At 34.9% G+C, this 24,897-nt stretch carries 25 protein-coding genes; 4 read left to right on the top strand and 21 right to left on the bottom strand.

Annotated features, from left to right (window positions below; all coding sequences use genetic code 11):
* Positions 1-146: 146 nt before the first annotated feature.
* Together HMPREF9456_RS10665 and HMPREF9456_RS10660 are read right to left on the bottom strand one after the other, a co-directional pair.
* Complete coding sequence (locus HMPREF9456_RS10665) at positions 147-851, bottom strand: SAM-dependent methyltransferase (protein WP_006843538.1); 705 nt, start codon at positions 849-851, stop codon at positions 147-149.
* Positions 852-857: 6 nt separating this feature from the next.
* Entirely contained in the window at positions 858-2,366 is a 1,509-nt protein-coding gene (locus HMPREF9456_RS10660) for a glycosyltransferase family 39 protein (RefSeq protein WP_006843537.1), read from the bottom strand.
* Positions 2,367-2,497: 131 nt separating this feature from the next.
* Between HMPREF9456_RS10660 and HMPREF9456_RS10655 the strand changes: the two genes are divergently transcribed.
* Positions 2,498-3,865, top strand: coding sequence for a methyltransferase RsmF C-terminal domain-like protein (locus tag HMPREF9456_RS10655; protein ID WP_006843536.1), 1,368 nt, complete (start codon positions 2,498-2,500; stop codon positions 3,863-3,865).
* On the opposite strand, the gene HMPREF9456_RS10650 is transcribed toward HMPREF9456_RS10655, so the two are convergent.
* The 19 genes from HMPREF9456_RS10650 to HMPREF9456_RS10560 form a co-directional block, all read right to left on the bottom strand.
* Positions 3,862-4,683 (bottom strand): glycosyltransferase family 2 protein, encoded by an 822-nt coding sequence (locus HMPREF9456_RS10650; protein WP_006843535.1) that lies wholly within the window; start codon positions 4,681-4,683, stop codon positions 3,862-3,864. The genes HMPREF9456_RS10655 and HMPREF9456_RS10650 overlap by 4 nt on opposite strands.
* 3 nt (positions 4,684-4,686) lie before the next feature.
* The gene (locus tag HMPREF9456_RS10645) at positions 4,687-5,568 is read right to left on the bottom strand and encodes a glycosyltransferase (RefSeq protein ID WP_018074989.1); all 882 of its coding nucleotides are present in this window, start codon (positions 5,566-5,568) and stop codon (positions 4,687-4,689) included.
* Between the two features lie 79 nt (positions 5,569-5,647).
* Entirely contained in the window at positions 5,648-6,601 is a 954-nt protein-coding gene (locus HMPREF9456_RS10640) for an aspartate aminotransferase family protein (protein ID WP_006843533.1), read from the bottom strand.
* 63 nt (positions 6,602-6,664) lie between these two features.
* A complete protein-coding gene (locus HMPREF9456_RS10635) occupies positions 6,665-7,360 on the bottom strand; it encodes a WbqC family protein (protein ID WP_006843532.1) in 696 nt (231 codons plus the stop codon).
* On the bottom strand, positions 7,357-8,478 hold the full coding sequence (locus HMPREF9456_RS10630; RefSeq protein WP_006843531.1) for a DegT/DnrJ/EryC1/StrS family aminotransferase: 1,122 nt from the start codon (positions 8,476-8,478) through the stop codon (positions 7,357-7,359). Before HMPREF9456_RS10630 ends, HMPREF9456_RS10635 begins: the two co-directional genes overlap by 4 nt.
* A gap of 6 nt (positions 8,479-8,484) precedes the next feature.
* Positions 8,485-9,339 (bottom strand): glycosyltransferase, encoded by an 855-nt coding sequence (locus HMPREF9456_RS10625; protein WP_006843530.1) that lies wholly within the window; start codon positions 9,337-9,339, stop codon positions 8,485-8,487.
* Between the two features lie 65 nt (positions 9,340-9,404).
* Entirely contained in the window at positions 9,405-10,250 is an 846-nt protein-coding gene (locus tag HMPREF9456_RS10620) for a glycosyltransferase family 2 protein (RefSeq protein ID WP_006843529.1), read from the bottom strand.
* Between the two features lie 10 nt (positions 10,251-10,260).
* Entirely contained in the window at positions 10,261-11,049 is a 789-nt protein-coding gene (locus HMPREF9456_RS10615) for a glycosyltransferase family 2 protein (protein WP_006843528.1), read from the bottom strand.
* Positions 11,046-11,951, bottom strand: a complete 906-nt coding sequence (locus tag HMPREF9456_RS10610; RefSeq protein ID WP_006843527.1) for a glycosyltransferase family 2 protein — start codon at positions 11,949-11,951, stop codon at positions 11,046-11,048. The genes HMPREF9456_RS10615 and HMPREF9456_RS10610 overlap by 4 nt, the downstream gene beginning before the upstream one ends.
* A 2-nt stretch (positions 11,952-11,953) precedes the next feature.
* Positions 11,954-12,811 carry a glycosyltransferase family A protein gene (locus HMPREF9456_RS10605; protein ID WP_006843526.1) on the bottom strand — a complete coding sequence of 286 codons (858 nt, stop codon included), beginning with the start codon at positions 12,809-12,811 and terminating at the stop codon, positions 11,954-11,956.
* Positions 12,808-13,755 carry a glycosyltransferase family 2 protein gene (locus HMPREF9456_RS10600; RefSeq protein WP_006843525.1) on the bottom strand — a complete coding sequence of 316 codons (948 nt, stop codon included), beginning with the start codon at positions 13,753-13,755 and terminating at the stop codon, positions 12,808-12,810. The genes HMPREF9456_RS10605 and HMPREF9456_RS10600 overlap by 4 nt, the downstream gene beginning before the upstream one ends.
* A 1-nt stretch (position 13,756) precedes the next feature.
* A complete protein-coding gene (locus tag HMPREF9456_RS10595) occupies positions 13,757-14,635 on the bottom strand; it encodes an alpha-1,2-fucosyltransferase (protein ID WP_006843524.1) in 879 nt (292 codons plus the stop codon).
* Positions 14,632-15,375, bottom strand: a complete 744-nt coding sequence (locus HMPREF9456_RS10590) for a DUF268 domain-containing protein (RefSeq protein ID WP_245531016.1) — start codon at positions 15,373-15,375, stop codon at positions 14,632-14,634. The genes HMPREF9456_RS10595 and HMPREF9456_RS10590 overlap by 4 nt, the downstream gene beginning before the upstream one ends.
* A gap of 4 nt (positions 15,376-15,379) precedes the next feature.
* Entirely contained in the window at positions 15,380-16,645 is a 1,266-nt protein-coding gene (locus tag HMPREF9456_RS10585; RefSeq protein ID WP_006843522.1) for an ABC transporter ATP-binding protein, read from the bottom strand.
* Positions 16,646-16,657: 12 nt separating this feature from the next.
* Complete coding sequence (locus HMPREF9456_RS10580) at positions 16,658-17,452, bottom strand: glycosyltransferase (RefSeq protein ID WP_006843521.1); 795 nt, start codon at positions 17,450-17,452, stop codon at positions 16,658-16,660.
* A gap of 10 nt (positions 17,453-17,462) precedes the next feature.
* A complete protein-coding gene (locus HMPREF9456_RS10575) occupies positions 17,463-18,269 on the bottom strand; it encodes a hypothetical protein (protein ID WP_006843520.1) in 807 nt (268 codons plus the stop codon).
* 13 nt (positions 18,270-18,282) lie between these two features.
* On the bottom strand, positions 18,283-19,143 hold the full coding sequence (locus HMPREF9456_RS10570; protein WP_006843519.1) for an ABC transporter permease: 861 nt from the start codon (positions 19,141-19,143) through the stop codon (positions 18,283-18,285).
* A gap of 161 nt (positions 19,144-19,304) precedes the next feature.
* Positions 19,305-19,526, bottom strand: coding sequence for a hypothetical protein (locus HMPREF9456_RS10565; RefSeq protein WP_006843518.1), 222 nt, complete (start codon positions 19,524-19,526; stop codon positions 19,305-19,307).
* Between the two features lie 177 nt (positions 19,527-19,703).
* Positions 19,704-21,371 carry an AMP-binding protein gene (locus HMPREF9456_RS10560; protein ID WP_006843517.1) on the bottom strand — a complete coding sequence of 556 codons (1,668 nt, stop codon included), beginning with the start codon at positions 21,369-21,371 and terminating at the stop codon, positions 19,704-19,706.
* Between the two features lie 190 nt (positions 21,372-21,561).
* Here HMPREF9456_RS10560 and mtaB point away from each other — a divergent pair, with 190 nt between their 5' ends.
* From mtaB to HMPREF9456_RS10545, 3 genes are read left to right on the top strand one after another with little or no spacing between them, the layout of a single operon-like run.
* Positions 21,562-22,872, top strand: a complete 1,311-nt coding sequence (gene mtaB, locus HMPREF9456_RS10555) for a tRNA (N(6)-L-threonylcarbamoyladenosine(37)-C(2))-methylthiotransferase MtaB (protein WP_006843516.1) — start codon at positions 21,562-21,564, stop codon at positions 22,870-22,872.
* Positions 22,873-22,874: 2 nt separating this feature from the next.
* Entirely contained in the window at positions 22,875-23,789 is a 915-nt protein-coding gene (locus HMPREF9456_RS10550; RefSeq protein ID WP_006843515.1) for a lysophospholipid acyltransferase family protein, read from the top strand.
* Positions 23,786-24,814 (top strand): glycosyltransferase family 2 protein, encoded by a 1,029-nt coding sequence (locus HMPREF9456_RS10545; RefSeq protein ID WP_026177098.1) that lies wholly within the window; start codon positions 23,786-23,788, stop codon positions 24,812-24,814. Before HMPREF9456_RS10550 ends, HMPREF9456_RS10545 begins: the two co-directional genes overlap by 4 nt.
* The last annotated feature ends 83 nt before the right edge of the window (positions 24,815-24,897 follow it).

Below are 24,897 nucleotides of genomic sequence, written 5' to 3'. Positions count from 1 at the left end.
CTTATTAATAGATATTGTTCTTTGACATAATTATCTTTTCAGTAAGAAAAGTGACATTAAAAAAACTATGAAAAAGTGTCACTTTTGTCACCTTTTGTCTGCAATCTACTGTTTGTCAGCTTTATGAAAAAGTGACAGGTGTTACCTTATTTATATAAAAGGAAGATACATAGTTGTTTTGCCATATCGGGTAATTGCTTTGCCCATTGTTTTACTGAGAGAGTTCTGATATACTCATTTTCACAAGTGATATTCATCGCAATGCACAGCTTTGTGGAAGGCGTACAATGCTTGATAATATCCTCAGCCAGCTTTTGATTACGATAGGGGGTTTCTATAAATATCTGTGTCTGATGTTCATGATGTATCAGGTTTTCAAGTTGTTTGATTTTCTTGATACGTTCCGACCCATCAATAGGCAAATAACCGTGAAAAGCAAATCCTTGTCCGTTAAACCCCGATGCCATAAGCGAAAGAAGAATGGAAGAAGGCCCTACCAAAGGTACTACTTTATAATTCTTTTTCTGGGCAATAGCTACTATGTCGCTTCCCGGGTCGGCTATCGCCGGACAGCCCGCTTCGGATATAATACCCACATGAAATCCATTTACCATAGGGTTGAGGTAATTTTCGATGTCTTCAGGCTTGGTATGCTTATTCAGCTCGTAGAAGGTAAGCTCATCTATATTGATGCTGCTCTCTACCTTTTTCAAGAAACGGCGGGCAGAGCGGATATTCTCCACAATAAAGTATTTTATTTGTAAGATGATCTCTTTGTTGTATGTGGGTAATACCTGTTCGACTGAAGTTTCTCCTAGTGTGACGGGTATGAGATATAACGATGCTTGCATAGCATTTTAGTCTTTTAATTTATATAAATAATAGGTTTTGAATTTATCTTCAATATATGTGTCTACTATCTTATAATTCTCATTCAAAGCCGGTAAATTAAAGAAATAGTCGAAGTTGAGAGAGAATTCGGATAATATGATGAATTGTACTTCTTTATTTTCTATGTACTTCGTCTGCTCATCCCTCATCTCGGGATAGATAGAATGAGGTAGATTTGGTGAAATAAAGTATTTGACATTCGGTACAATATTCGCTTTTGTAAATACGCCATTACCTAGGTCTAAACCAAGGTTGAGCAGTGTAGGGTTGCTTTCTTTCATTACAATGTTACTAAAAAGAAAGGCAGGATTGTTTGGCTCTTCTTTTCTTAATAGTTCAGCTGTGGAGAGTGAGAAAAAGTTCTTTTCTTTTATTCCTATTGCTAAAGCAAAGAAAGAAAATAATACGTATAAGTACCATCTAGCCTGTACCTTTATCATTCGGCTGAGTATGTCTATTATCGCGATACTTCCTAGTAAGCTGAATATATAGTAAGGCATAGAATAGTAGAACACGTAATTAGGTGATATAAATATGGCGATATGCAGACTTATGAAGGACAAAATAATGGCTAATCTGCCTGTATCATTCTGAATGTATTGTATCGGAAAATAGAATGCTCCAATCAGAATGACTAGGTATTCGAATGTGTCGAACCGTAAACGTTGATAAAACTTAATAGCAAGGTTTTCTATAGTTTCTACAAAGCCATCTAATTGTGCGTATTTTCCGTTCAATACTATATATGTATTCCATGCTTCAGATAACGCATTATTGTATACGAAATAGATAAAAATAGGAAGGAATAGGATTAGCATGCCTCCAATGTATGCTGCAATATTGGCAATTAGATTTTTATAGTCTTTATTTTTTAGTATAGCGATTAATATAGCCAGTAAAGGGAAAAGCCAGAATACAACCAAATTGATTTTTATAAGTATGGTTGCCGCACTCATAACGCCGTGAATAAACATGTATCTAGGGGCGTGTTTAGAGTTATTATTATTGAAGTAGTTCAAAAATAATAATAAGCTGACGACTTCAAATACAAGAATGAACTCTTCGGCCGAACCTCCTTCCGAAGAATGAGACAGTACGAATAGAGGAAATATAAGAGCTACTGCAAAAGCATATATTTTATCTAGAGATAGTCGGGCAGTCAAGTACCCACAACAGATCATCGCTGTCCAAAAGAAAGCTTCTATCAGGTACATGCCAATGAATGAGGTATTGGAGATTGCATACCCTATGCCATAAATAAAAAAGATGAGAGGCCCTTTATGGTCAAATGCTTCAGTATATAATATTCTTCCGTTAAAAATAGCTTTGCCTATATTGTAGTAAAGATTGACGTCAGACCACTCGTTTATAGGATATAAAGGAGACATCTTGGAACAAAAGAATAATAATAGAAAAGAATATAGAGATAATAGAATAAGGATATTCTTATCTTTTACTATAGCTTGTTTTATCATTACTTATTATTCTGATTAAACAACAAAAGTAGAAAAAATATTACTGATAACGAATACTTTGCTTTATTCGTCGACAGATATGTAAAAATCATGTATAATTTCCCCTAACTTTGTAGTAAATATATTAAAGGATGAATTTACCCGTTGATTTTATTACTCGGACAAAATCTCTTTTAGGAGATGATTGGGTTGCTTTTGTAGAAGCTTTGAATAGTGAATCTCCGACGAGTATAAGAATAAATAATCATAAGGCAGAGAAACTCTTTCTCGATAAAGTTCTTTGGACTGAATCAGGATATTACTTGCCTCAAAGACCTTCGTTTACTTTCGATCCGTTGTTTCATGCCGGATGTTACTATGTACAAGAGGCCTCTTCGATGTTTATAGAACAAGCTTTCAGGCAATATGTTGTCGGAGGTAATGTGCGTATTCTTGATCTTTGTGCTGCTCCCGGAGGAAAGTCGACGCTGATAGCTGATGTAATGGGGGAGAGTAGTCTTTTAGTTTCTAATGAGGTAATTCGTACTAGAGCGAATATATTGGCTGAGAATATAACAAAGTGGGGTAATCCTAATACGGTGGTGACTAACAACGATCCGCAACAGATAGGAAAACTGCAAGGCTTCTTTGATTTCATATTAGTAGATGCCCCGTGCTCAGGAGAGGGCATGTTCCGAAAAGATGAGGGTGCAACATCGGAGTGGTCGATAGACAATGTCAAGCTCTGCAAAGAACGGCAGCAACGTATTTTAGCAGATATATGGTCTGCACTCAAAACGGAAGGCTTGTTACTATATAGTACATGTACATACAATGTAGATGAAAATGAGGAGAATGTACAATGGATTTGTGAAGAGCTGGGAGCTGAGGTTTTACCAATCGACGTTAAAGAAGGGTGGGGGGTAAGCCCTTCTTTAAGAGACAGTTTTCCTGCTTACCGATTCTTCCCTCATAAGACTAAAGGAGAAGGTTTTTTCTGTGCTTTACTTAGAAAGACTTCTGATGAAGGTTCTTTAAAGAGAAGGAAGGATAAAGAGAAAACATCAAAAAGTATTATTCCATTTGATTGTAAAGATTATGTAAAGGATAATGAATCGTTTATATTTTATTCGCAAAAAGATAGATGGTTTGCTTTTCCTTCACTTCTGTATAATGACTTAACTTTGATAAAGTCGCACCTGAATGTTATTTCAGAAGGAATCTGCTTGGGAGAGGTTAAAGGAAAGGATTTTATCCCGGATCAGTCTCTAGCATTAAGTACGTATATCAATGCGGAGAATTTCACGACTTATGATGTGGACTGGAAAGCCGCTATAGCCTATCTACGTAAAGAGACACTATTATTGCAAGATCAGCCAAAAGGCTATATCTTAATTACCTACAGGAACAAGCCACTGGGATTTGTAAAGAATATAGGCAATCGTGCAAATAACCTTTATCCACAAGAATGGCGAATCCGTTCAGCTAATATTCCTGAAACTGAGGTGAATATTATCTAGTCTACTTTTATAAAGCCTAAGATACGACCAATTTTTGCAAATATGCGGAATCCGTTGTATATCCATGTTTTAGATTTCATTATGTCAGTTACAAATCCATTCTGATCGAGATAATATAATCTTTTAAGCTTTTCTGTCAGTGATGGGCTAAGAAGCTCATTGCATACTTGTAGCTTCTCTTTATATATAGTTTCTCCGCCAACTTGGGTACTGAATCCTTCCATATTGTAAACTACAATGAATGTGTCTACATATTTTACAGGAAGATGGTCAAGTGCAATCCCTTGAAAGAATAATTTCCAGTCGGAGATAACTTTAAGGTCTTCGCTGTATAGTCCGTATTTCTCGAAATTTGATCTATGTATGAAGAAGGCCTGATGACATAAAAAACCGGCAAATAAATCATAAATGGCAAAACGCCAATCACGACCTTTGTACGCTGTATCTGCTTCCAGCTTCCCTCCAACTTCCATATAAAAATTTCCGCAGATAAAAGGTGCGTGGGGATCATCATTGAATATATGATGGAGGACATTCTCATTGTGTAATGCATCGCCCGAATTAAGAAAATATAGATATTCGCCTTTAGCCTGTCGGATACCTTTATTCATAGCATTGTAAATACCACTATCTTTTTCACTTACCCAATAGCTGATCTTGCTTTTATATTGGTTTATTATATCGATGCTGCCATCTGTAGACTCGCCGTCAATAATGATAAACTCAAAGTCGGAGAAAGACTGTGAAATAACACTTTTGATGGTCTTTTCAAGTCCTGTTTTGTCGTTTAAATTGACAGTTATAATTGATAGTTTCATAATTTACTTCCGCCTCGATTTTATTAAGAAAGGATTTAAGAATACCAACTTCTGATAAAGTGATAAGACTGTCGCCGCTTTACGTAGGCTATAACCTTTTGCGTAATATATTTGTATTTTGTACATCCTTTTTATCCGTTCAATGATTGTTTTCTTATAGCTTTCGTTTGTATATGTATTAAACTCGTGCAATAGGTAAACCATCCAGGCTGTCTGATTTAGGGGTTTTAATGTAGAAGACACTCCTCCCAAATGCTGTCTATATACCGCCATATAATCAGGGAGAAATTTGATTTTACCCGATAGAGACACAATCAGTTGAAGAGCGTAATCTCCATTCTTTACCGTATAATACCAGTCCGGTGTTTTATGTGCGTCTTTACGAAAAAGAATAGAGGCAGTAAGTAACCCCCAATCTTTTTGAATAATGTCTGTTGTAGTCAATACATCCCGTTCCATCTCTATATTTTCATCCAAATGTCCGCACATCAAAGTGTGTACCTTATGGGAGCACATCGCAAAGTCGGGATTAGCCTCCATAAAGTCAATTTGCTTTTGCAGTTTATAAGGGTCAGTCCAATAGTCATCTCCATCACAGAGTGCGATATATTTCCCACGGCCACTATTTATATTGTTTATCCAGTTGAGCATCATTCCCTGATTGGTTTCAGGCAGTCTTAATCGTATAATGTCGGGGTATTTTTTTTGATACTCTATGCAGATAGCACGGGTGTTGTCAGTACTGCAATCTTCACCGATTACCAATTCGAAAGGGAAGTCAGTTTTTTGCATTACAACTCCTTCTATAGCTTCCGCTATAAATTTCTCATGATTGTAAGTAATCATGGAGACGGATACGACTATGTTTTGTTCTTTGTCAATCATAGAATAAAGGTGTTCAGACTTTTAAAAAGGTGACAAAAGTAACAGGTCTTATGTTGTTAATTTTTATTTGTATCACAAATCAGCTATTTATCACATTTATTATCCTCTCCATATCCTCTTCATCATATCGATGATCGCAAGGCAAAGGAAGCAAGTAATTGACTATCTTATATTCGGCAGAGTCTTTTTCTACAAGTCCTAGTGTTTCCTTCCAATATGTAGATACATATATTTTGTTATCAATCAGTTTCTTTCTTAAATCACGATCTTCTGAATAGAACATATAACTCAGCGGGCAGGTATCTGAGGAAAAGTTATCATATTCAAACTTATTATCTTTCCCTAAGACAGAATGCAAATAGTTGAAGTTCCTTATTTGTCTTTCTTTCAGATTTTCGTAGTCTATGTTAGACAATAATGCCGAAGCAAGATTCGACATACGCTTTATTGGTTGACCAACAAGGCTTGCGCAGTAGTCAAGATAATCCTGATAGGCTGCACTGGCATTACCATATTCTATCCGTTTCATCAAATGTGTCATGTGTGGAATAGAGAAGTCTTGCTCAAGCTCCTCATTCAAAAAAGTATCTGTATAGAGATAAGCACCGTCGGGAAGACCAAAAAATTTACGAGGAGAATATATCGTGTCGATACCTTCGTAAGGTTTCGAAAAGAAAGCATGCGTATTATCAACTATCAATTGTTTTCCATACTTTTCTACAAGTTGTGAAACAGTACAACACTTTATGCCATAAGTATCGGAATAGAAAAATACTTCATCTTCTTTTAATTCTTTATCGAAAATAGGATTAAGCCGGAAATCTACAGAATAGAATTCAGATTCGATCCCTAGTTTTTTTATAGGTTCCCAGATAACTTCAGAGTTTAAGTAAGGAATATATATCTTTTTATATTTTTTTGCTCTTAGTATATATTCAAGACAGTTGCGAGCAGTATTTAGCTGTAATGCTCCTTTATGATAATGTTCCCCTTTACGAAGTTGAAGTTCGAAGTATCCTCCTATCTCTTTCATGTCTTTAATATTTTCTATGAAGTATTACCTGTGATTAAAAAGCCTTTTGCTTCTTCAATAACGTTAGATTAATTTGTACTCATTTAGCATATCTTGTATTTCTGCCAAACTGTTGAACATCATAACGTCTATAATCGATAGCCAAGGGATGAAATCATTGTTGAATTGTTTATAAGCAACAAGATTGGACGATAAGAAACGGAGGTTTATACCCTCTTTCTCGAAGTCCTTTGGATGATATAGTTCTTGTCCGCCAATTGCATTATAATAATCTTCTGCTCCTAGAGTTTTGCATATAGCAATCACCCTATCTTGTCCCGCAAGAGTCTGATCAACATCGATGGTAGATGAAATAATGATTTCAGTATGAATATTCAGAAATTTACAAACTTCTTTTATTGAATTATAAATATATAAGAAAAGATTTTTCTCTTCGTAGTTGATAATATCCTCCACAATTGGCATCACCTGCTCAAAATAAGGAGCCTTGCGATATGATTCTCTTATTTGATTTATTAATTTCCTTTTATCGAAAGAATCAGCTACAGAGCGATTTTTTATATCCAGATAATCGGAGTCTTTTTCTACCGATATTGAAATAAGTGTATCTTTATTGTTTTGTAGGATGCGATTACGGTTTATCCATCCTTTTTTTGTATATTTTGCATTATCGTATATTACATACTTATCTACGGCATTCAATAGCTGAAAATAGCCAATGTATGGCATAAAATAAGGCTGCATTATTCCTAAAATCATTTTTCCCAGGGTTTACTTTTAATTAACTCACATATTTTTCTCACTTCTTCAAACTCCAAGTCTGCATACATCGGTAAGCATACAATTTCTTTGGAAACTTGTGCTGCAACAGGCAGATTGCTAACATTGGCAGAAGGCAGTCCTCTATATGTCGGAAAATCACTGATAAGAGGATAGAAATAGCGACGTCCGAATATATCATACTCCTGTAACTTGAAGTACAGGTCGTCACGATTCATGCCATAATCGGCAGTATTTACTCGTATTGGGTAATAAGGGTAAGTGTGCTCTACTCCTTCACCAACAGTCATATAAGTGATACCTTTTACTTCTTTCAGTAGGCTGTCGTACAGTTTAGCCAGTTCCAGACGTTTAGCGATATAATTGTCTACATGTTTCAATTGCAATGAGCCGTAAGCTGCTTGCAATTCGTTCATCTTGGCATTGATACCGGGTTCGATAACCGTAGTTTCGTTCCTAAACCCAAAGTTCTTTAATAAATCGATACGCTGTTTCGTCTTTTCATCCTGACAAACAATTGCACCTCCTTCTATTGTATTGTACACCTTTGTTGCATGGAAACTGAGAATAGATAAATCCCCCCAATTCATAACCGACTGTCCATCTTTTTTAACGGCAAAAGCATGTGCTGCATCATATATCACACGTAGACCGTACGTGTCTGCTATGCGTTGTATTTCTTCTACATTACACGGATTACCATAAACATGCACCGGCATGATGGCTGTTGTCTTTGGCGTAATGGCCGCTTCTATCTTTTCGGGATCTATATTATAGTTCTTACTATCTATATCTACAAATACAGGTTTGATGTTGTTCCACCACAATGAATGTGTTGTTGCAACAAAGCTAAATGGAGTGGTGATAACCTCACCTGTAATGCGTAAGGCTTGCAATGCGGTTATTAATGCCAGTGTCCCGTTGGCGAAAACAGAGATATGCTTAACACCAAGATAGTCTGCCAATTCTTTTTCGAACTGTTCATGAAACGGACCGTTGTTTGTCAACCATTTATTATCCCATATTTTTTGAAGATAAGGAATAAATTCATCCAAAGGTGGAATCGCCGGTTGGGTAACCATTATTTTTTTGTTCATAATCTTTTACCTAATAAGTTTATTGTATAAGTTTCTAATCCATAAAGGAGTAAAGCTCTTTAGTCTGCCTCTGAAAGATTTATCTCCGTAAAGCAAAATTTCGAGTCTCCGTTTATGTTTTGTGAAGGTTTCTGTATAGTTATAGTTCAAATACTTATCGTATTCATTAATCAGCTCGATAACCTTAGCGAACTGGTCTTTTTCGTCCATTCGCGACCATTGTCCGTTATCATGTATCCTATATGCCGAAGTTACTTCTTTGAGATATACCAAGGGAGCAAATTGTCCCATATACATCCCTAGCATCCAATCGGCTATTTCCATATCAAACAGTTTTGGGTCTAATTGCTGTATATATTTTCCTCTGAATACGCAACAAGACAGGTTTCCTATGCGGTTGCCCAATGCCAACTGATCGGTAGTGATCAGCTCATAGTCTGTATCAAGAGTCCAGTCAAATATCTCTTCTCTGTCTTGATCTTCAAACAGGCGTATGTGCCTGTTGTAACTCATCGAGGTGTTTGGTACCCTTTCCAGATGATTGATATGATTTTCCAGATGAGATGCCTTCACCCAATAATCATCACCTTCCATAATGGCAACGTATTCTCCTGTACATGCCGCAAAAGCTTGTTGGTAATTGCGTATATATCCTACATTTTGTCCTTTATGTAAATAATGGAAAATAAATTTTGTTTTCGATTCATACTCCTTTATAATCTCTACAGTATTGTCGGTAGAGCAATCGTCGGCAACAATAATCTCAACATTGTGAGATGTTTCCTGCATCAAAATACTCTCCAATGCCGGACGTATATAATTGCTGTGATTGTATGTAATGAGTATGATATTTATCTTCATATTTTGTAAAACTCTGTTCTTACATTCGAATATTGTCCAATGGTCTTTTCTCTGTAAAAATACAGTTATGAAAAGAGCTTTCTTAATACTTTTTGTACAAAACGGAATGGTTTGTATATCATTCTACCCAATTTGTATTCTGGGGTATGATAATGCCAGTAAAGTTCTTTATTGTATGTTTCTGCTTTAATCCGATCTCTAACAGGATTCAAATACTCAAGAAACAAAGGTATATGATTCTTAAACATTTGTAAAAGCATTGCATCATTTTTATCTGTTTCACGGAATATACGCATCGATCGTGAAACTTCTTTTATCCTATAATAATAGTGAAAGTCATTAAGTTTTATAACCTTATCATTCGGTTTGATCAACGAAAGGTAGAAATCCCAATCCTCTATACCGTCAAACATATTCATATTGTAGCCTCCGGCTTCAAGAAAGTCAGATTTTCGGAATATGGCTGAATTGTAGATTTGATTCTGCGTTAGCATTTTTTCAAATACAAAATCAGGATTTATCTTTTTTTCATTTACATCGCCAAATAATACAGTATCACTATATATAAGCTTTATTGCAGGATCTTTTGTAAATGCTTTTATTGCTTCACTAAAATAATGTGCTCCCAACTTATCGTCTCCATCTAAAGGAACGATATATTCTCCAATAGCCCGATCAACTCCATAGTTTCTGGTATCACAAACCCCGCTGTTTTCTTTCCAAAAATATTTGAACCGCTTGTCTTTTTCTATCCATTGCTTTGCAACATCTTCCGTATTGTCAGGAGAACCATCATTAACCATAATACACTCCCAATGAGGATAATCCTGGTCGAGAAGTGATTGTAGTGCTTCAGGCATATATTTAGCCTGATTATAGCACGGCATGATAACGGATATGATAGGGTTCATAATATAAAGTTTATAGTTTAAGCCATTTTAGTAAACCTAGCTTCTTTAAGTATTTTACACTCATAGATGTCTTCAATTTATATAGTTCCTGTTTTTTCTCTATCCAGTCTCTATACAAAGTATTGTAGAGAGGATAAGAGTGAGCTATATGTTCGTTGCGCTCATCTATAAGCAATTGCTTGTTTGAAGCATTCGAACTGATTCCATCAATATAGAAAGTCGAAAAACAACCATTAATATGTCTGTATGTACAACTTAACTGGCATATAGCATCCATAAAGAAAGCCCAGTCTGACGTTATCTTTTTTTCTTCCGAATAATATCCATATTTTACCAAAAGTTCTTTTTTTATAAAAGAAGCTGTGTGTGGTAGCGTGTCTTCTGCAAAATATTTGAAATCAGGATGATTGGGATATTGCTTTATATAGCTTGTATTTGATAAACTATCAGCAATCTCCATATCAAAATATACAATGTCTTCTCCTGTAACTTGGGATATAATCGATTGTAAGTCACAGTTCTCTTTTATTACATCTCCGCTATTTACGAATAATATATATTGCCCCGTTGCTTGCCTGATCCCTTTATTCATAGCATTATATATGCCAGAGTCAGATTTGCTGATCCAAAAATTTATTTTGCTTTCGTATTTTTTTATGACATCAACACTTCCGTCGGTAGAGTTCCCATCAATAACAATATATTCAATATCATACAGATCATTAGAGATAACGCTGTTAATCGTTTTCTCTAACCCTGCGACATTGTTATAGTTAATTGTTATAATAGATACTTTCATCTTTTTATAAGTCTCGATATTAATCTTTTGAGTTCGTAATAAGCAACTATTGGCCGTTCCTTTATAAACATTGATAAAATAGCTTTGTTTACAGAATTCGAGTATGAAAACTTTAACTTATATGATTGCCATTTGTAATACCAGTTCTTACTATATTCTTTCCCTAACTTCAAATGTAGTCTTTTTGCTACAATTTCGGAAACTTTATAGCCCTCTAATATTCCCAGTCCACTGTCTTCAGATTTGTTTGATACATTTACCGAATGTGTTCTAAAATAATTTAGATACTCTTTTACTTCAGACACAGTTATATTTCCCTCACCGCTAAAGCTACCCCATAATAACCAGTCACCACAGTATTTGAAATTTACAATCCTATTCCACAGGTTTTCGGCAATTGCACCTTTCTTGAAAACCACCATGCTAGCATTACAAATAGGATTACTATATAACAAATAGTTTTCTGTGAACTGATTGATATTCATCGAATAATCGGGTAGGATAGAGGGTTGCTTCATTACTGTATTATTCTCTTTGTCAACGATTGTTGTAAGAGAAAAGCAGAGTGCCGAGTTATATTTAGAAATAGAATCCATTATTTTCTCAAGAAAAGTAGGATCTGCATAATCGTCACTTTCAGCAATCCAGATATATTCTCCCTTAGCTAATTCGATACCTCTCTTCCATTGTTTGAATGTAGAGCCGGAATTAATCTTATTGTATATGATATGGGATATATGAGATACATTTCGGTATTCTTCAATTACATCTTTGCTATTGTCAGGTGAACAATCATCCAAGATTATCAGCTCAAAATCCTGATATGTCTGATTTAGTATTGAGTCAATACGTTGTCTCAGATATGGAGCATGATTATATGTAGGAAGGATAACGGAAATCATAATTAATTTTTAGAGAGAATCTTTTTGAAGAAAAAATATATCTTTTTCTGAAATTTAATCATAAGATTATTTTCATATCTACCTGTCTTTTCTTTTAGGATATGTTCACTATATCTTAGATCATCAATCGTGTCTAGTAAATATTGGTAAGTACCAAAATTATTCAGATACAAATCAATATGCTTCTTAAATACGTATTTAATTGTATTTAGCAAGACTTCGTCATTTCTAACAAAGGTATATATCATAGAGTTGTTTTTTATTCTATAATAAAAGCCTGTATATTCTAACTTATATACCTTTTTGTTAGATGTTCCAAGTAGGTGAATCCAAAATTCCCAGTCTTCCCATCCGTTTTTCATATTTGTATCATAACCTCCAATGCGTATCCAATCTTCTTTTTTATAAAAAGCAGAGCAATAAATCATATTTGCTCTTAAAAGAGTTTTTAAATTATATTCGGGAAGAGCCCAAACTTCTTCTCTATCACCAAAGTAGTTGGCATTCGCATAAATAAGACCGACTTCAGACTTCGATACCATTATATCATGTGCAAATTTCAGATAATCTTTACCTATCTTATCATCTGCATCAAGCGGTAATATCCATTTACCTTCAGCATTACTGATTCCTGCATTGCGTGCAGAGCATAAACCTCCATTCTCTTTTTTAAGATATTTTATGCGATTATCTTTAGCTGCCCATTCTAGTGCGACCGCTTCTGTATTGTCGGGAGAACCGTCATTGACGATGATACATTCCCAGTGGGAGTATGTTTGCTCAACAACTGACTGTAAACAGTCTGGAAGATACTGAGCCTGATTGTAGCAAGGTACTATAATAGATATTGTCGTCATCATTGTTGATAATTCCTTAAAAATATGCCTAACAGTCTTTTTGAAAGATTGAAAGGTAGCAGATTTTGTATATAATACCAAAAATAAATACGATAAGAGCTTATATTTAGACTACTCAAAACCTCTTTGTTAAATGCTTGAGAGAGTTCATTTTTACTCGTCGCCTGTTTTAATATTTTAGAAAGCCAGTGTACTATTTGATTTTTATATTTATTCTTTAAATTAGGATATTGGGCAAAAAAGCGTGAAAACATTTTTATTACGTTAATATCCATATTATTTGTAGCTGTTGTAGAGTTGCTATGTATTCTGTATAAAGAAAGCTTTAAATCAGTTCCTCTAATTATATGTTTATTTGCCAGAAGATTTAGCCATAATTCATAATCTTCGGCTATGCCATTGCTTTGCTCGTTAAAGCAATTTACATTCAATATGCTCTCTTTTGTTCCTATTACGGTTAGGATTGGAACTTTGTTCTCGTATAAAAAGGCATTAAGACCTTCATCTCCGCAATATGTTTTAGCCACGATGTTTATATTTGGCAAATTCTCGTAGTCAGATAGCTGACTGGAGTTATTAAAAATATAAGAATCAGTAAACAATACATCTTGTTGTCCATTGTAGAACTCCTTTAATGAAAGTTCTAACTTTAGAGGAAGCCAGAGATCATCGGCATCTAGAAATGCAATAATATCCCCTTTGCTATTTTTTATACCTTTATTTCGAGCTTTGGCTTGTCGAGCATTTTCCTGAAAAAAATAGTGTATCCTAGAGTCTTGATTTATATAACGATGAACAACGTTTCTAGTATTATCTGTTGAACCATCATCAACGATGATTAACTCCCAATTGGTATATGTTTGTCCAATAACAGATTCTATCGATTCTGAAATAAAGTTCTCGGCGTTATATGCCGGCATTATAATAGAAACTAATGTATTGATCATTTTATATTATAACCCAATCTGAGGGTATTATATTATTTATATTATACTGGGATTCATTATTGAACCACTTTACCGGAGCATATGTTATTCCGTTTCTTTCAGATAGCCATGCTCCCCACCAACTAAAACTGCTATTGGCTATAATATGGTGCTTACAGGCTAGCATCAATGCCATATCTTTCCAGCTATTTTTGCCTAGATTCCAATCTACAATTTGCATATTGGGCAAGAAAGACAAACTCTTACTTGCATATTCAGGATCATCCGAAAATATAAAGAATGATAATTGTTCTTTTGTTTCTTCTCCTATTCTTTTTATACAGTTTAGATAATACTCTAAACTTAAAACACCATGATATGTGTTTGCATTTTTCAAATGAACATAGTCTCCTCGCCGTATATGAATACTTACCGAATTATTATTTACTATCGTCTTTTTGAGAGCTTCATTTCTTGTGTCTAATTCAGGAAATTCAAAATCTTTAATTAAATCGAATCGAATATGTTTAAAATAACTTTCGGATTGAAAAAAACCATCGAGATATACATTTTTTATCCCGAATGGAATTCCTACTATTTCATTCTCAAGTTGGTTTATCTTGTGAAAGTTTATGTTTGCTATTTTTCTAATAAATTTATATCTCACTCTATCTGAAAGCAAAAATTTTTCCTGCAAACTGTTTAGTTTCTTTGCTCTCAAATGGGGAAAGATTGATAATTCAAAGTCACGAGCTGTAAAACAATCTGTGGAAACATTATTCATCCTTAAAAAAGAAAGATCAAGAAAAATATCTTTCTTTTTATTTGTTTCTAGTGTGCGAGCTATCGCATACTGAAACATTTGATTCCCTAATCCTCCTTGTAATTTTACAATTTTCATATTTTTTTGAACCAAAAACAACCACAAGCATAAGACTGGTTTCGAACCATTTCTAATGGAGGGTTTTGTATGAAATCGGAATTATCTAAAACTACTGAAAAATCTTTTAGCTCAAATCCTTCAAAATGATCGAATATGGCTCCACAATCATATATCCGATGAGCGTTAAACATTATTTTTGGACTACCTACAGGTACTACAAAAAGTAAATTGCCTCCACTAGCACATACCCTTTTTAATTCTTTAATAGCTTTTATATCTCCCATCGGGTCAAGCGGATCGCCATATCTTCCTAAGCCAATATGCTCTACTGTATGCATACATGAAATAGATTCAATGGAGTTGTCCTCAAAAGGTAAGTTCATTAAATCTGCTTTTAAAGAATTTAAGTTATCTAAATCCAGTATTGCAGGTCTATAGTCATAAAACTTTACGGGAATAAATGCTGATAATATACTACAGAAATGTAATGTAGACGAAATATCAATATGGATACTAGGCGAGATTTGTTTTACGATGCGAGCAGCCCATGCCGGATGATAAATATAATGAGCATCAAATCCTGTGTATTCGGTATTATCGTTCAAACATGGGAATAAATCCTCGTTTTTCACCTGTATTCCATAATCTATACCTAGTTTATTAAATAAAACAAGGTCTTTTTGGAATTTATCTTCTTTCTGTCTTTTTGTTTTCGACTGATTATTTAAAGATCTGATATATGATAAAATATTCTTCATGATACTATCTTTTCTGGATATTAACATTAAATTGATTTATTAATAATCCGGTAGTTCCATCTACTTTTATCAAATTTTCATTAATAACCTTCGGTATAAATACAACATCGAATTGTAAGGAGGAATCATTGTAAAATAAACTTTCATTCCCCCTTGATATGCCGATTACAATTTTGTATGTGCCTCTTTGTAAGAAAAGTTCATCACACAAAAACTCTATTTCATATTCACCTTTGCTTTGGCTCTGAGGAGCAGACCAAGTGGTATTAATGGGTATATCTAAAGCTGTGCAAAGCCCACAAGCAAAAACGACGTTTCTAATTCCTCCATCTTTTACTTTATACTTTATACGAACTTTCCATTTTTCTCCAGTTAATATTTTATTGGCTACTTCATTCTTCTCATTCGTAATATACGCCGACTCTACAATCAGGTTTTCCTCAATTTGTTTATTGAAGTTTACCTCACTTACATTCTTACCCTCAGTTATATATGCATCTAAAATAGTGTTAACATTCCCCGATTTATACAGTGTTCCATCTTTCAGTAAGATTGCCTTTGTACATAGTTTTTTTACCGTATCCAGGTTATGACTCACAAACAGCACTGTGCGACCATCTCCTTTCGACACATCTTGCATTTTGCCAATCGCTTTTTTCTGAAATTCGGCATCTCCTACAGCCAATACTTCATCCACAACGAGTATTTCGGGTTCCAAATGTGCTGCAATTGCAAAGCCAAGCCGAACTGTCATACCCGAAGAGTAACGTTTAACGGGAGTATCTATATATTTTTCTACGCCTGCAAAATCTACAATTTCGTCCAGTTTTCTCTTTATTTCGGCTTTGGTCATTCCCATAATTGAGCCGTTCATGAAGATGTTTTCACGACCGGTCATTTCCGGATGGAATCCTGTACCTACTTCTAACAGTGAGGCTATTCGTCCTTTTGCTCTAATACTACCTGTAGACGGAGATGTTACTCTCGATAATATCTTGAGTAAGGTTGATTTACCCGCACCATTTTTGCCAATTATTCCTAGCACTTCTCCTTGTTTTACATCAAAAGTTATATCTTTTAATGCCCAAATATATTTACTGCTGGCTTTTGCCGAACGATCGTTTACTTCTCCTATTTTCAGATATGGATCGTCCTTGCCTCTTACAACATGCCACCAGCGGTTTAGATCATGTGCTATAGTTCCTGTGCCTACTAATCCTAAACGATATTGCTTAGATATATTTTCAAATTTTATTGCAATGTCTGACATATTCAGATTTGTTTATTTCTGTTGTTTTTGATATTTATATAATCTTATCTCGGCACATGTATCGTACCATGCCCAGAAAAAAGATAATAATAATCCATAAAGTCCGTCTTTATACCCCTTCATTTTGAAATAACAAGAGTAGAAAGCTCTAAATGGACGTTTTAAGATGCCTTTTCTTGAAGCAACAAATCCCATGAGATTTCTTGATTCAGCTTCCATTTTCAAGTATCTTAAATGTTTTTCCCGTAATTGAGAAAAGCTGATCATCCAATAATGATGATCTATATTTTTTCCATTGTATGCAATCCAAAATGGTTCATAAGGTGGAAGTACTGTTCTGCCCGCATGTACTACTCCTGTCATTTTACATTTGTCTTTGTGAAACAATAGCATACGGGAATGAATACCTCCCCAGCGAGTTCCTTTCAATGGATGCTTTTTGTAATAATATATACAAGGAACGAGTATAGCTCCGATATTATCAGGAATTCCTTTTTCAAAAAGTTCTATTATATCTTTATATAACTCAAAACTAATTCGTTCATCGGGATCTATAATGAGTATCCAATCATGTTTTTCCGATTTGTAATATTCGGCAACAATAGCTTCACCTAGCGGCACCCTATCGTGCTCTATTACTTCATTACTATATTGCTTGGCTATTGCTATCGAATTGTCATTAGAGCCTTGATCTACATATTTAATATTCTCGCAAAAAGAAATTGATTTCAGGCAATCTTCCAGAATGTATCCTTCATTGTATCCTGTAACAATAGCACTGACTGATATTTTTCTTCTATTTTGCATCTTATTAGCCTTATTCTCTATATAATAGTTTCCACAATCTCCGATATATACCACCTAATTCTCTTTTGTGTTTCAAATGAATCTTACTCTGATATACTATATCTCGTTTTGCCTGTAGTGGAAACTTAGTCATCGTATCCCAATCTATGGAATATGTTTCGTCTGTAGATAACGTAGTTATATTATACTTTTTCCCTAAAATGGAGAATAAACTTTGGTCATGTCTATTGTCTACAAAGTTGTCGAAATTTTTACTTCTCGAAGGCTCATCTGTAACTAAACTAAAATCGATATTATATGCCTCTTGCCACTTTTTGACAAAAGAAAGCGATATATCGTTTTTTTTTATAAAGATATGACCACCTTCTATTTGGGTAGTATCTGTGTAAGATTTATCACTAGCAACACCAAAGTAGTTGAAAATATCCATTTTCGTTAATTTGCTTTCCAAATGTTCGGGACTTCTAAAAGCCAATATACCGGTCGGAGCTTTATCTACTATATCAACATACTCTAACAAACGTTCTTTTCCTCTTACATTTAAGTGAGAACCTGCATCCATATAGAGTAATATGTCTCCTGCATCCATTTTTTCTAATGTTTGGGAAATAATTTGCGGTTTCCAACACCAAAAACCGAATCCTCTTGAATATGGAATTAACTGTTTCTTAAATTGCTTCTTGAAATCTTTACTTAAGTCCGATTCTGTATAGAAGTATATCTCATCAAACATATTCATTCCCTCAGCTTGTTTTCGCAACCTAAGAAAACTCTTGGATATTGCTTTATTTGCGAAAGAACATAGGTATATTCTCATAGGTTATAATATATCACACTACATCAATAAAGCTGCGTTCTACTTTGTTAAATACCCATGAACCGAGAATGATAACTATTATTGTAACAATAAAACTATAGCCGAGCCAAAACCAATCAACTGTACCTGCTCCCATAAAACCGTACCTTAATGCTTCTACGATAGATGTTAATGGGTTCAGCTGTATGATCCACATATATTCTTCATATTTTTCTTTCATTACCGAGAGTGGATATATTATCGGTGTAGCATACATCCATAGCCCGGTTACAAAACCAAACAGAATAGCCATGTCTCTGTATTTTGTTGTAACAGAAGATATTAATATGCCAAAACCTAGCCCTAATCCGGCCAGCATTAAAACTAATAACGGAAAGAATAGAATATATATATTAGGCTTGATATCTGTGCCATTATATACAAAATAAAAGTATACGGCAAGGAATAGCCCTAGTTGGATTATTAATCGTACTAAATTGGAAATAACACCTGATATCGGAACTACTAATCGAGGAAAGTATACTTTACTGAACACTCCCGCGTTACCGAGGAAGGTTCCTGAGGCTTTTCCCATACAGTCGGAAAAATATCCCCAACATAATATTCCCGATAGATAGAACAATGGCTGAGGTAGTCCATCCGTTGGTATTTGGGCTATATTTCCAAATACAAACATATACATTATTGTAGTAAATAGTGGTTGAATGATGAACCATAGAGGTCCGAGTACAGTTTGTTTGTATATAGTTACAACATCGCGGCGAACATACATTTGTAATAAGTCACGATATTGCCAGACTTCTTTTATATTAAGGGAAAAATTGCTTCCGCGCGGTTTGATCTCTATATCCCAATGTTCTTTTTCAGTTTCCATTTAGATATTATATTGTTTCTATATTTGTTTGTGCGATTTTGAGTGTGCAAAGATAGCTATTTTTAATATTAAAGATCGTTAAATAAAAAATAACTATAATAAAAAAACCCGTATGAGTGTATTACCTCATACAGGTTTCATAAATCTTAACTGTCGCTGAATTATTTTTTTACAGCAGTAGCTACAGAGTCAGCAGCAGCTTGAGCAGCAGCAGCGATTGAGTCAGCTTGAGCTTTAGCAGCAGCTTCAGCAGCTACTTGAGCTTCAACAGCAGCTAAAGAGTCAGCTTTAGCTTTAGCAGCAGCTTCTTCAGCAGCTTTGTTATTACATGATGCGAAAGAGATTGCGATAGCAGCAACAGCAAATAAAACTAATTTTTTCATTTTCTTTTCTATTAAAACTTAAACGGTAAATGTATTTGAGTTATAATTTCTGATAACACGATGCAAATATATACATATTTCTTTACATGTTGTACAGCACAATTATATTTTTTTTAGTGTTTTTTTTATTTTTTTCTGAGGGGGGTGCTTTTTTATTCTTATTTGGTTCGTAATTATCTATTTATCATATAGATACCTTTTTATGCTTTTTTTAGGAGTTTTTTCGAATTCGCTTGGATAAATTTGTATCGCCGATATATTTTCGTAGGCTGCAAGCATTTTATTCAGATTTTGCCTGTTTTGTTCCATTATTGCCGGCAACATTTCGTGATCTACATGAGCAGCATCCATAGTTTCATAATCAGGATGAGCTAATGCTACTAATTTTCCGTTTCGCTCTACTACCAGGCTTTCCAATACGAATGGCATATTGTTGAGCTTAGATTCTATTTCTTCCGGAAATATATTTTGCCCGTTAGGGCCTAACAACATTGTTTTGCTGCGTCCTCTTATGAAAATTGTGTTGTTTTTATCTATAGTTCCCAAATCTCCTGTTTTCAACCAGCCATCTTCCGTAAAGGCGGCTTTTGTAGCTTCTTCATTTTTGTAATACCCTTTCATCACATTTTCTCCCCTTACCTGTATTTCTCCTACAATATTATATGGGTCTTGCGAGTCTATGCGGACTTCCATAATATTGTCTAATATTCTACCGCAAGATGTAGGTATAAAATCGCAATGATGTTCGTATGAAATTAAAGGGGCACATTCAGTCATACCATAACCAACTGTAAACGGAAATTTGATTTTGTGGAGAAAGGCTTCCACTTCTCCATTTAGAGCTGCACCACCAATGATCACTTCATGAAAATTGCCTCCTAAAGCATCTATCAAGCCTTTTCTTATTTTTGCATAGATTTGATCCTTTACAATAGGAATCTTCAAGGCCATTTTTATCGCTGGCTTCTCTATTTTGGGTAATATTGCTTTTTTGTATATCTTCTCAATAACGAGTGGGACTGTTATAATAAGGTGTGGTTTTATTTCGGCAAAAGCCTCTGTCAATATTTTGGGCGAAGGAGCTCTTCCCAGTAGAGTTGTATGTGAGCCTTCGGTCAGAGAATATAGGAATTCGAAGGCACAGCCGTAAGCATGAGCCAGGGGAAGAAAAGAAACGATATCTTGTCCTCTGAATAGTAATTTCAAATATTGAGCATGAGTTATATTTCCGGCAAGGTTATTGGCTGTAAGCATAACCCCTTTGCTAAAGCCTGTTGTTCCCGAAGTATAATTAATGAGTACTACTTCCGAGTTGTCTACTTTGGCATAATTGATATCATCACGAGTGTAACCATTGGGGTACTTCTCCTTCATTTTTTTGTCTAACTCTTCTACTACCAGAGAAAGTTTTTCTCCTTTTCTCTCGTGCAAGCAAGTAAGTTTGAAATCATTAATAGAGAATACTCCTCTTACTCCCGGAATATGATCTTCGTCCAAAGAATCCCATATATTATTGGCTGTGAATAATAATTTAGATTCTGAATGATTGATTATATGTTGTATATTGTCTGCATGGAAATCCTGTAGAATAGGTACAATGGTAACACCATAAGTGATAACGGCAAGATAGGTAACACACCAAGGAATATTATTTTTGCCAATAAGAGCAACCTTATCACCTTTCAGTATTTGAGCATTATCCAGTAATATGTGTATTCTAGCTACTTCTCGAGCTAGATCCTTATAATATAATGTTTTTTTTTCGGAATAATCAGACAAGCCCTTCAAGTCCCAATTGTTTCTAAAACTGTCTTCATATAAGGTTATTAGATTCTTGTCGATCATAATTTGTTGCTCATTTTTATAAATTTTGTGCAAAAATAGAGACTATCATCATAATCTACAACTATTTTATATGTAAAGTTTCACGTAATTGTGTAATTTTGTACTCTTTTTGTATGACAATAGTCAATAAATTGCTTGTAGAACAAAGCTATTTATTTCAATATTATTAAATTAGGTTCTGTAATATACAATGATAGATAATTCAATTTTTGAGAATAAAAAAGCAGCCTATCTTACATTGGGCTGTAAATTAAACTTTGCAGAGACATCAGCTATCGGGCGACAACTATCCCAAGTTGGTGTTCGTCGATCCAGAGATGGGGAAGTTGCCGATATATGTGTTATAAATACGTGCTCGGTAACTGAATTTGCGGATAAGAAGTGTCGTCAGGCGGTACGTAAGATGATAAAAGAAAACCCAGGTGCTTATGTTATAGTAACAGGATGTTACGCTCAGCTTAAACCCGAAGATATTGCGGGTATAAAAGGTGTGGATATTGTACTGGGATCGGAGCAGAAGCTCGATGTAGTAGCTTATCTGGACGAACTAAAGAAAAAAGATAAAGGAGTAGTACATACTTCTAAAACGAATAAAATAAAGTCATTTGTTCCATCGTGTTCGCAAGATGATCGTACTCGCTATTTTCTGAAAGTGCAGGATGGCTGTGATTATTTTTGTTCTTTTTGTACAATACCTTTTGCCAGAGGACGCAGCCGCAATGGTTCGATAGAAAGCATGGTACAACAGGCAAAAGAGGTTGCTGAAAAAGGAGGCAAGGAGATTGTACTTACAGGCGTGAATATAGGAGACTTTGGTAGAACCACCGGCGAAACCTTTTTTGACTTGGTTAAAGCTTTAGATGAAGTGGAAGGTATTGAGCGTTATCGGATTTCATCCATAGAGCCAAACTTGCTTACCGATGAGATTATACAATTTGTGGCTCAGTCAAAACGTTTTGCACCTCATTTTCATATACCCTTACAGTCTGGTTCGGATGCTGTGCTTAAATTGATGCGTCGCCGCTACGATACCGCATTGTTCAGGCATAAGGTAGAGAAGATTAAATCCGTAATGCCTGATGCATTTATCGGAGTAGATGTTATTGTAGGTACAAGAGGTGAGACTGATGAATATTTTGACGAAGCAAAAGCATTTTTAGAAAGTCTTGATTTTTCACAATTGCATGTTTTTACATATTCCGAACGTCCGAATACGCAGGCTTTGAAAATAGATCACGAAGTAGATCCTAAGACTAAGCATGCACGTTGTAAGGCACTACTAGATTTATCAGACGAAAAATTGCAGGCATTTTATCGTTCGCAACAAGGCACCAAGCGAAAAGTGTTATTTGAGCATACTCAGCATGATAGCGTAATGTATGGTTTTACTGAAAATTATATAAAGGTAGAAACTCAGTATCATGCACATAAAGCGAATGAAATAAAAATGATAACTTTGGGTGATTTTAATTCCGTAAAAACAGCTCTTACCGAGATCTGAAGATGAATAAGATACTATATTATATATTGTATATCTGGATGTATTTGCATGCGCTGTTACCATTCAGAGCATTATATATTTTATCTGATTTCCTCTATTTTTTAGTATATAAGGTTATTCGTTATAGGTTGAAAGTCGTACGCATGAATCTTAAAAATAGCTTTCCCGAAAAAACGGATAAAGAGTTGCACGCTATTGAGAAAGAGTTTTACCATCATTTCTGCGATTACTTTGTAGAAACACTAAAACTATTGCATATCTCAGACGAAGAGATGCAAAAGCGAATGGTTTTTGAAAATGTGGATATAGTGAAAGATTTGATGAAAGATGGAAATTCTGCGTTAATGTTCTTAGGGCATTATGGCAATTGGGAATGGGTTCCGTCAATCACGATGTCGTTTCGCAATAAAGAGGATCAAAATAAGCTTTTAGGACAAATCTATAGGCCTTTGAAAAATAAAGCTGTCGATGATTTGTTTCTCAAGATACGTAGCCGATTTGGTTCGTTCGGAATAGCTAAGAATGAAACCTTGCGTGTTATTGTAAAGCTACGTAAGGCAAAGCAGCAAATATTAATAGGCTTCATGGCCGATCAAACGCCGTCTTTTCATAACATACATTATTGGTCAACTTTTATGAATCAAGAATCTGCTGTTTTTACAGGAGTTGAACGTATTGCAAAGCAAACCGGGTTTGCGGTTGTTTATCTTGATCTGGAAAAGGTGAAAAGAGGGCATTATAAAGCAACAGTAAAATTGATTTCGGATAAGCCTCAGACCGAACCGGAATTCTATATAACAGAAACTTACATACGAGAGATGGAAAAAACCATTCTACGTAATCCTGCTTATTGGCTATGGACTCACAAGCGATGGAAAATGACTCGGAAGGAAGTGGAACTAGCACAACACAAATGAAAAAAATAGCAATTGTTATTCTTAACTGGAACGGGAAAAAGTTACTAGAAGAGTTTCTTCCTACAGTTGTACGGCATTCATCTTTTCCTGATGTCGAAATTGTTGTGGCTGATAATGGTTCTACAGATGATTCTTTATCTTTCTTAGAGACAGCATATCCTCAAATATCATTAATAAGATTGCCTGAAAATTATGGTTTTGCAGGAGGATATAATATTGCATTGAAAGAAGTAAATGCCGAATATTTTGTTATTCTTAACTCTGATGTTGAAGTAACCGAAAACTGGTTAAAGACGACTATATCTTTTCTGGATGAAAATGCAGACATCGCTGCCGTTCAGCCGAAGATATTGGCTCAAAGAAACAACGCTAGTTTTGAATATGCAGGGGCTGCGGGGGGATTCTTAGACAAATATGGTTATCCATTTTGCAGGGGGCGTATTTTTCAGAAAATAGAAGAGGATCATCATCAGTATGATACACCGATAGATATCTTATGGGCTACGGGAGCTTGTCTTATTATACGTTCTACAGACTTCTTTGAAGTAGGAGGGTTCGACTCATCCTTTTTTGCACACATGGAAGAGATTGATCTTTGTTGGAGATTGAACTCAAGAGGCAGGCGTATTGTTTGTTTGCCATCTTCGGTTGTGTATCATGTAGGAGCCGCTACATTGAAAAAGGAAAATCCCAGAAAAACATTCCTCAATTTCAGGAATAACCTTATAATGCTTTATAAAAATCTGCCTCAGGAGCACTTAAAGAGAGTAATGACTATTCGTCTGATATTGGATTATATAGCAGCGTTCCAATTTGCTCTCACAGGAAAGTATGCTAATGCAAAAGAGGTTGTTAGAGCTCATAAGGACTTTTATAACAATAGGAAGATGTATCGGACTGCAAGACACGAAAACCTCGAAAAAATGATTGTTGAATACCCTGCAACTATCTACCAAAAAAGTATTCTTGCTGCTTATTATCTGAGAGGAGTAAAGTTATTCTCAAGTTTGAAGTTTGGACGTTAAGCTCTTCAACTGCAATTAAGTTTGATTTTTCTTATCTGAATTTTCTTTTTTCTTGTATATTTGGACTGTATTTATACTGCGTA

It is taken from the genome of Dysgonomonas mossii DSM 22836 (genome assembly GCF_000213575.1).
GTDB lineage: Bacteria > Bacteroidota > Bacteroidia > Bacteroidales > Dysgonomonadaceae > Dysgonomonas > Dysgonomonas mossii.
This window is presented reverse-complemented; position numbering and strand designations above follow the sequence as displayed.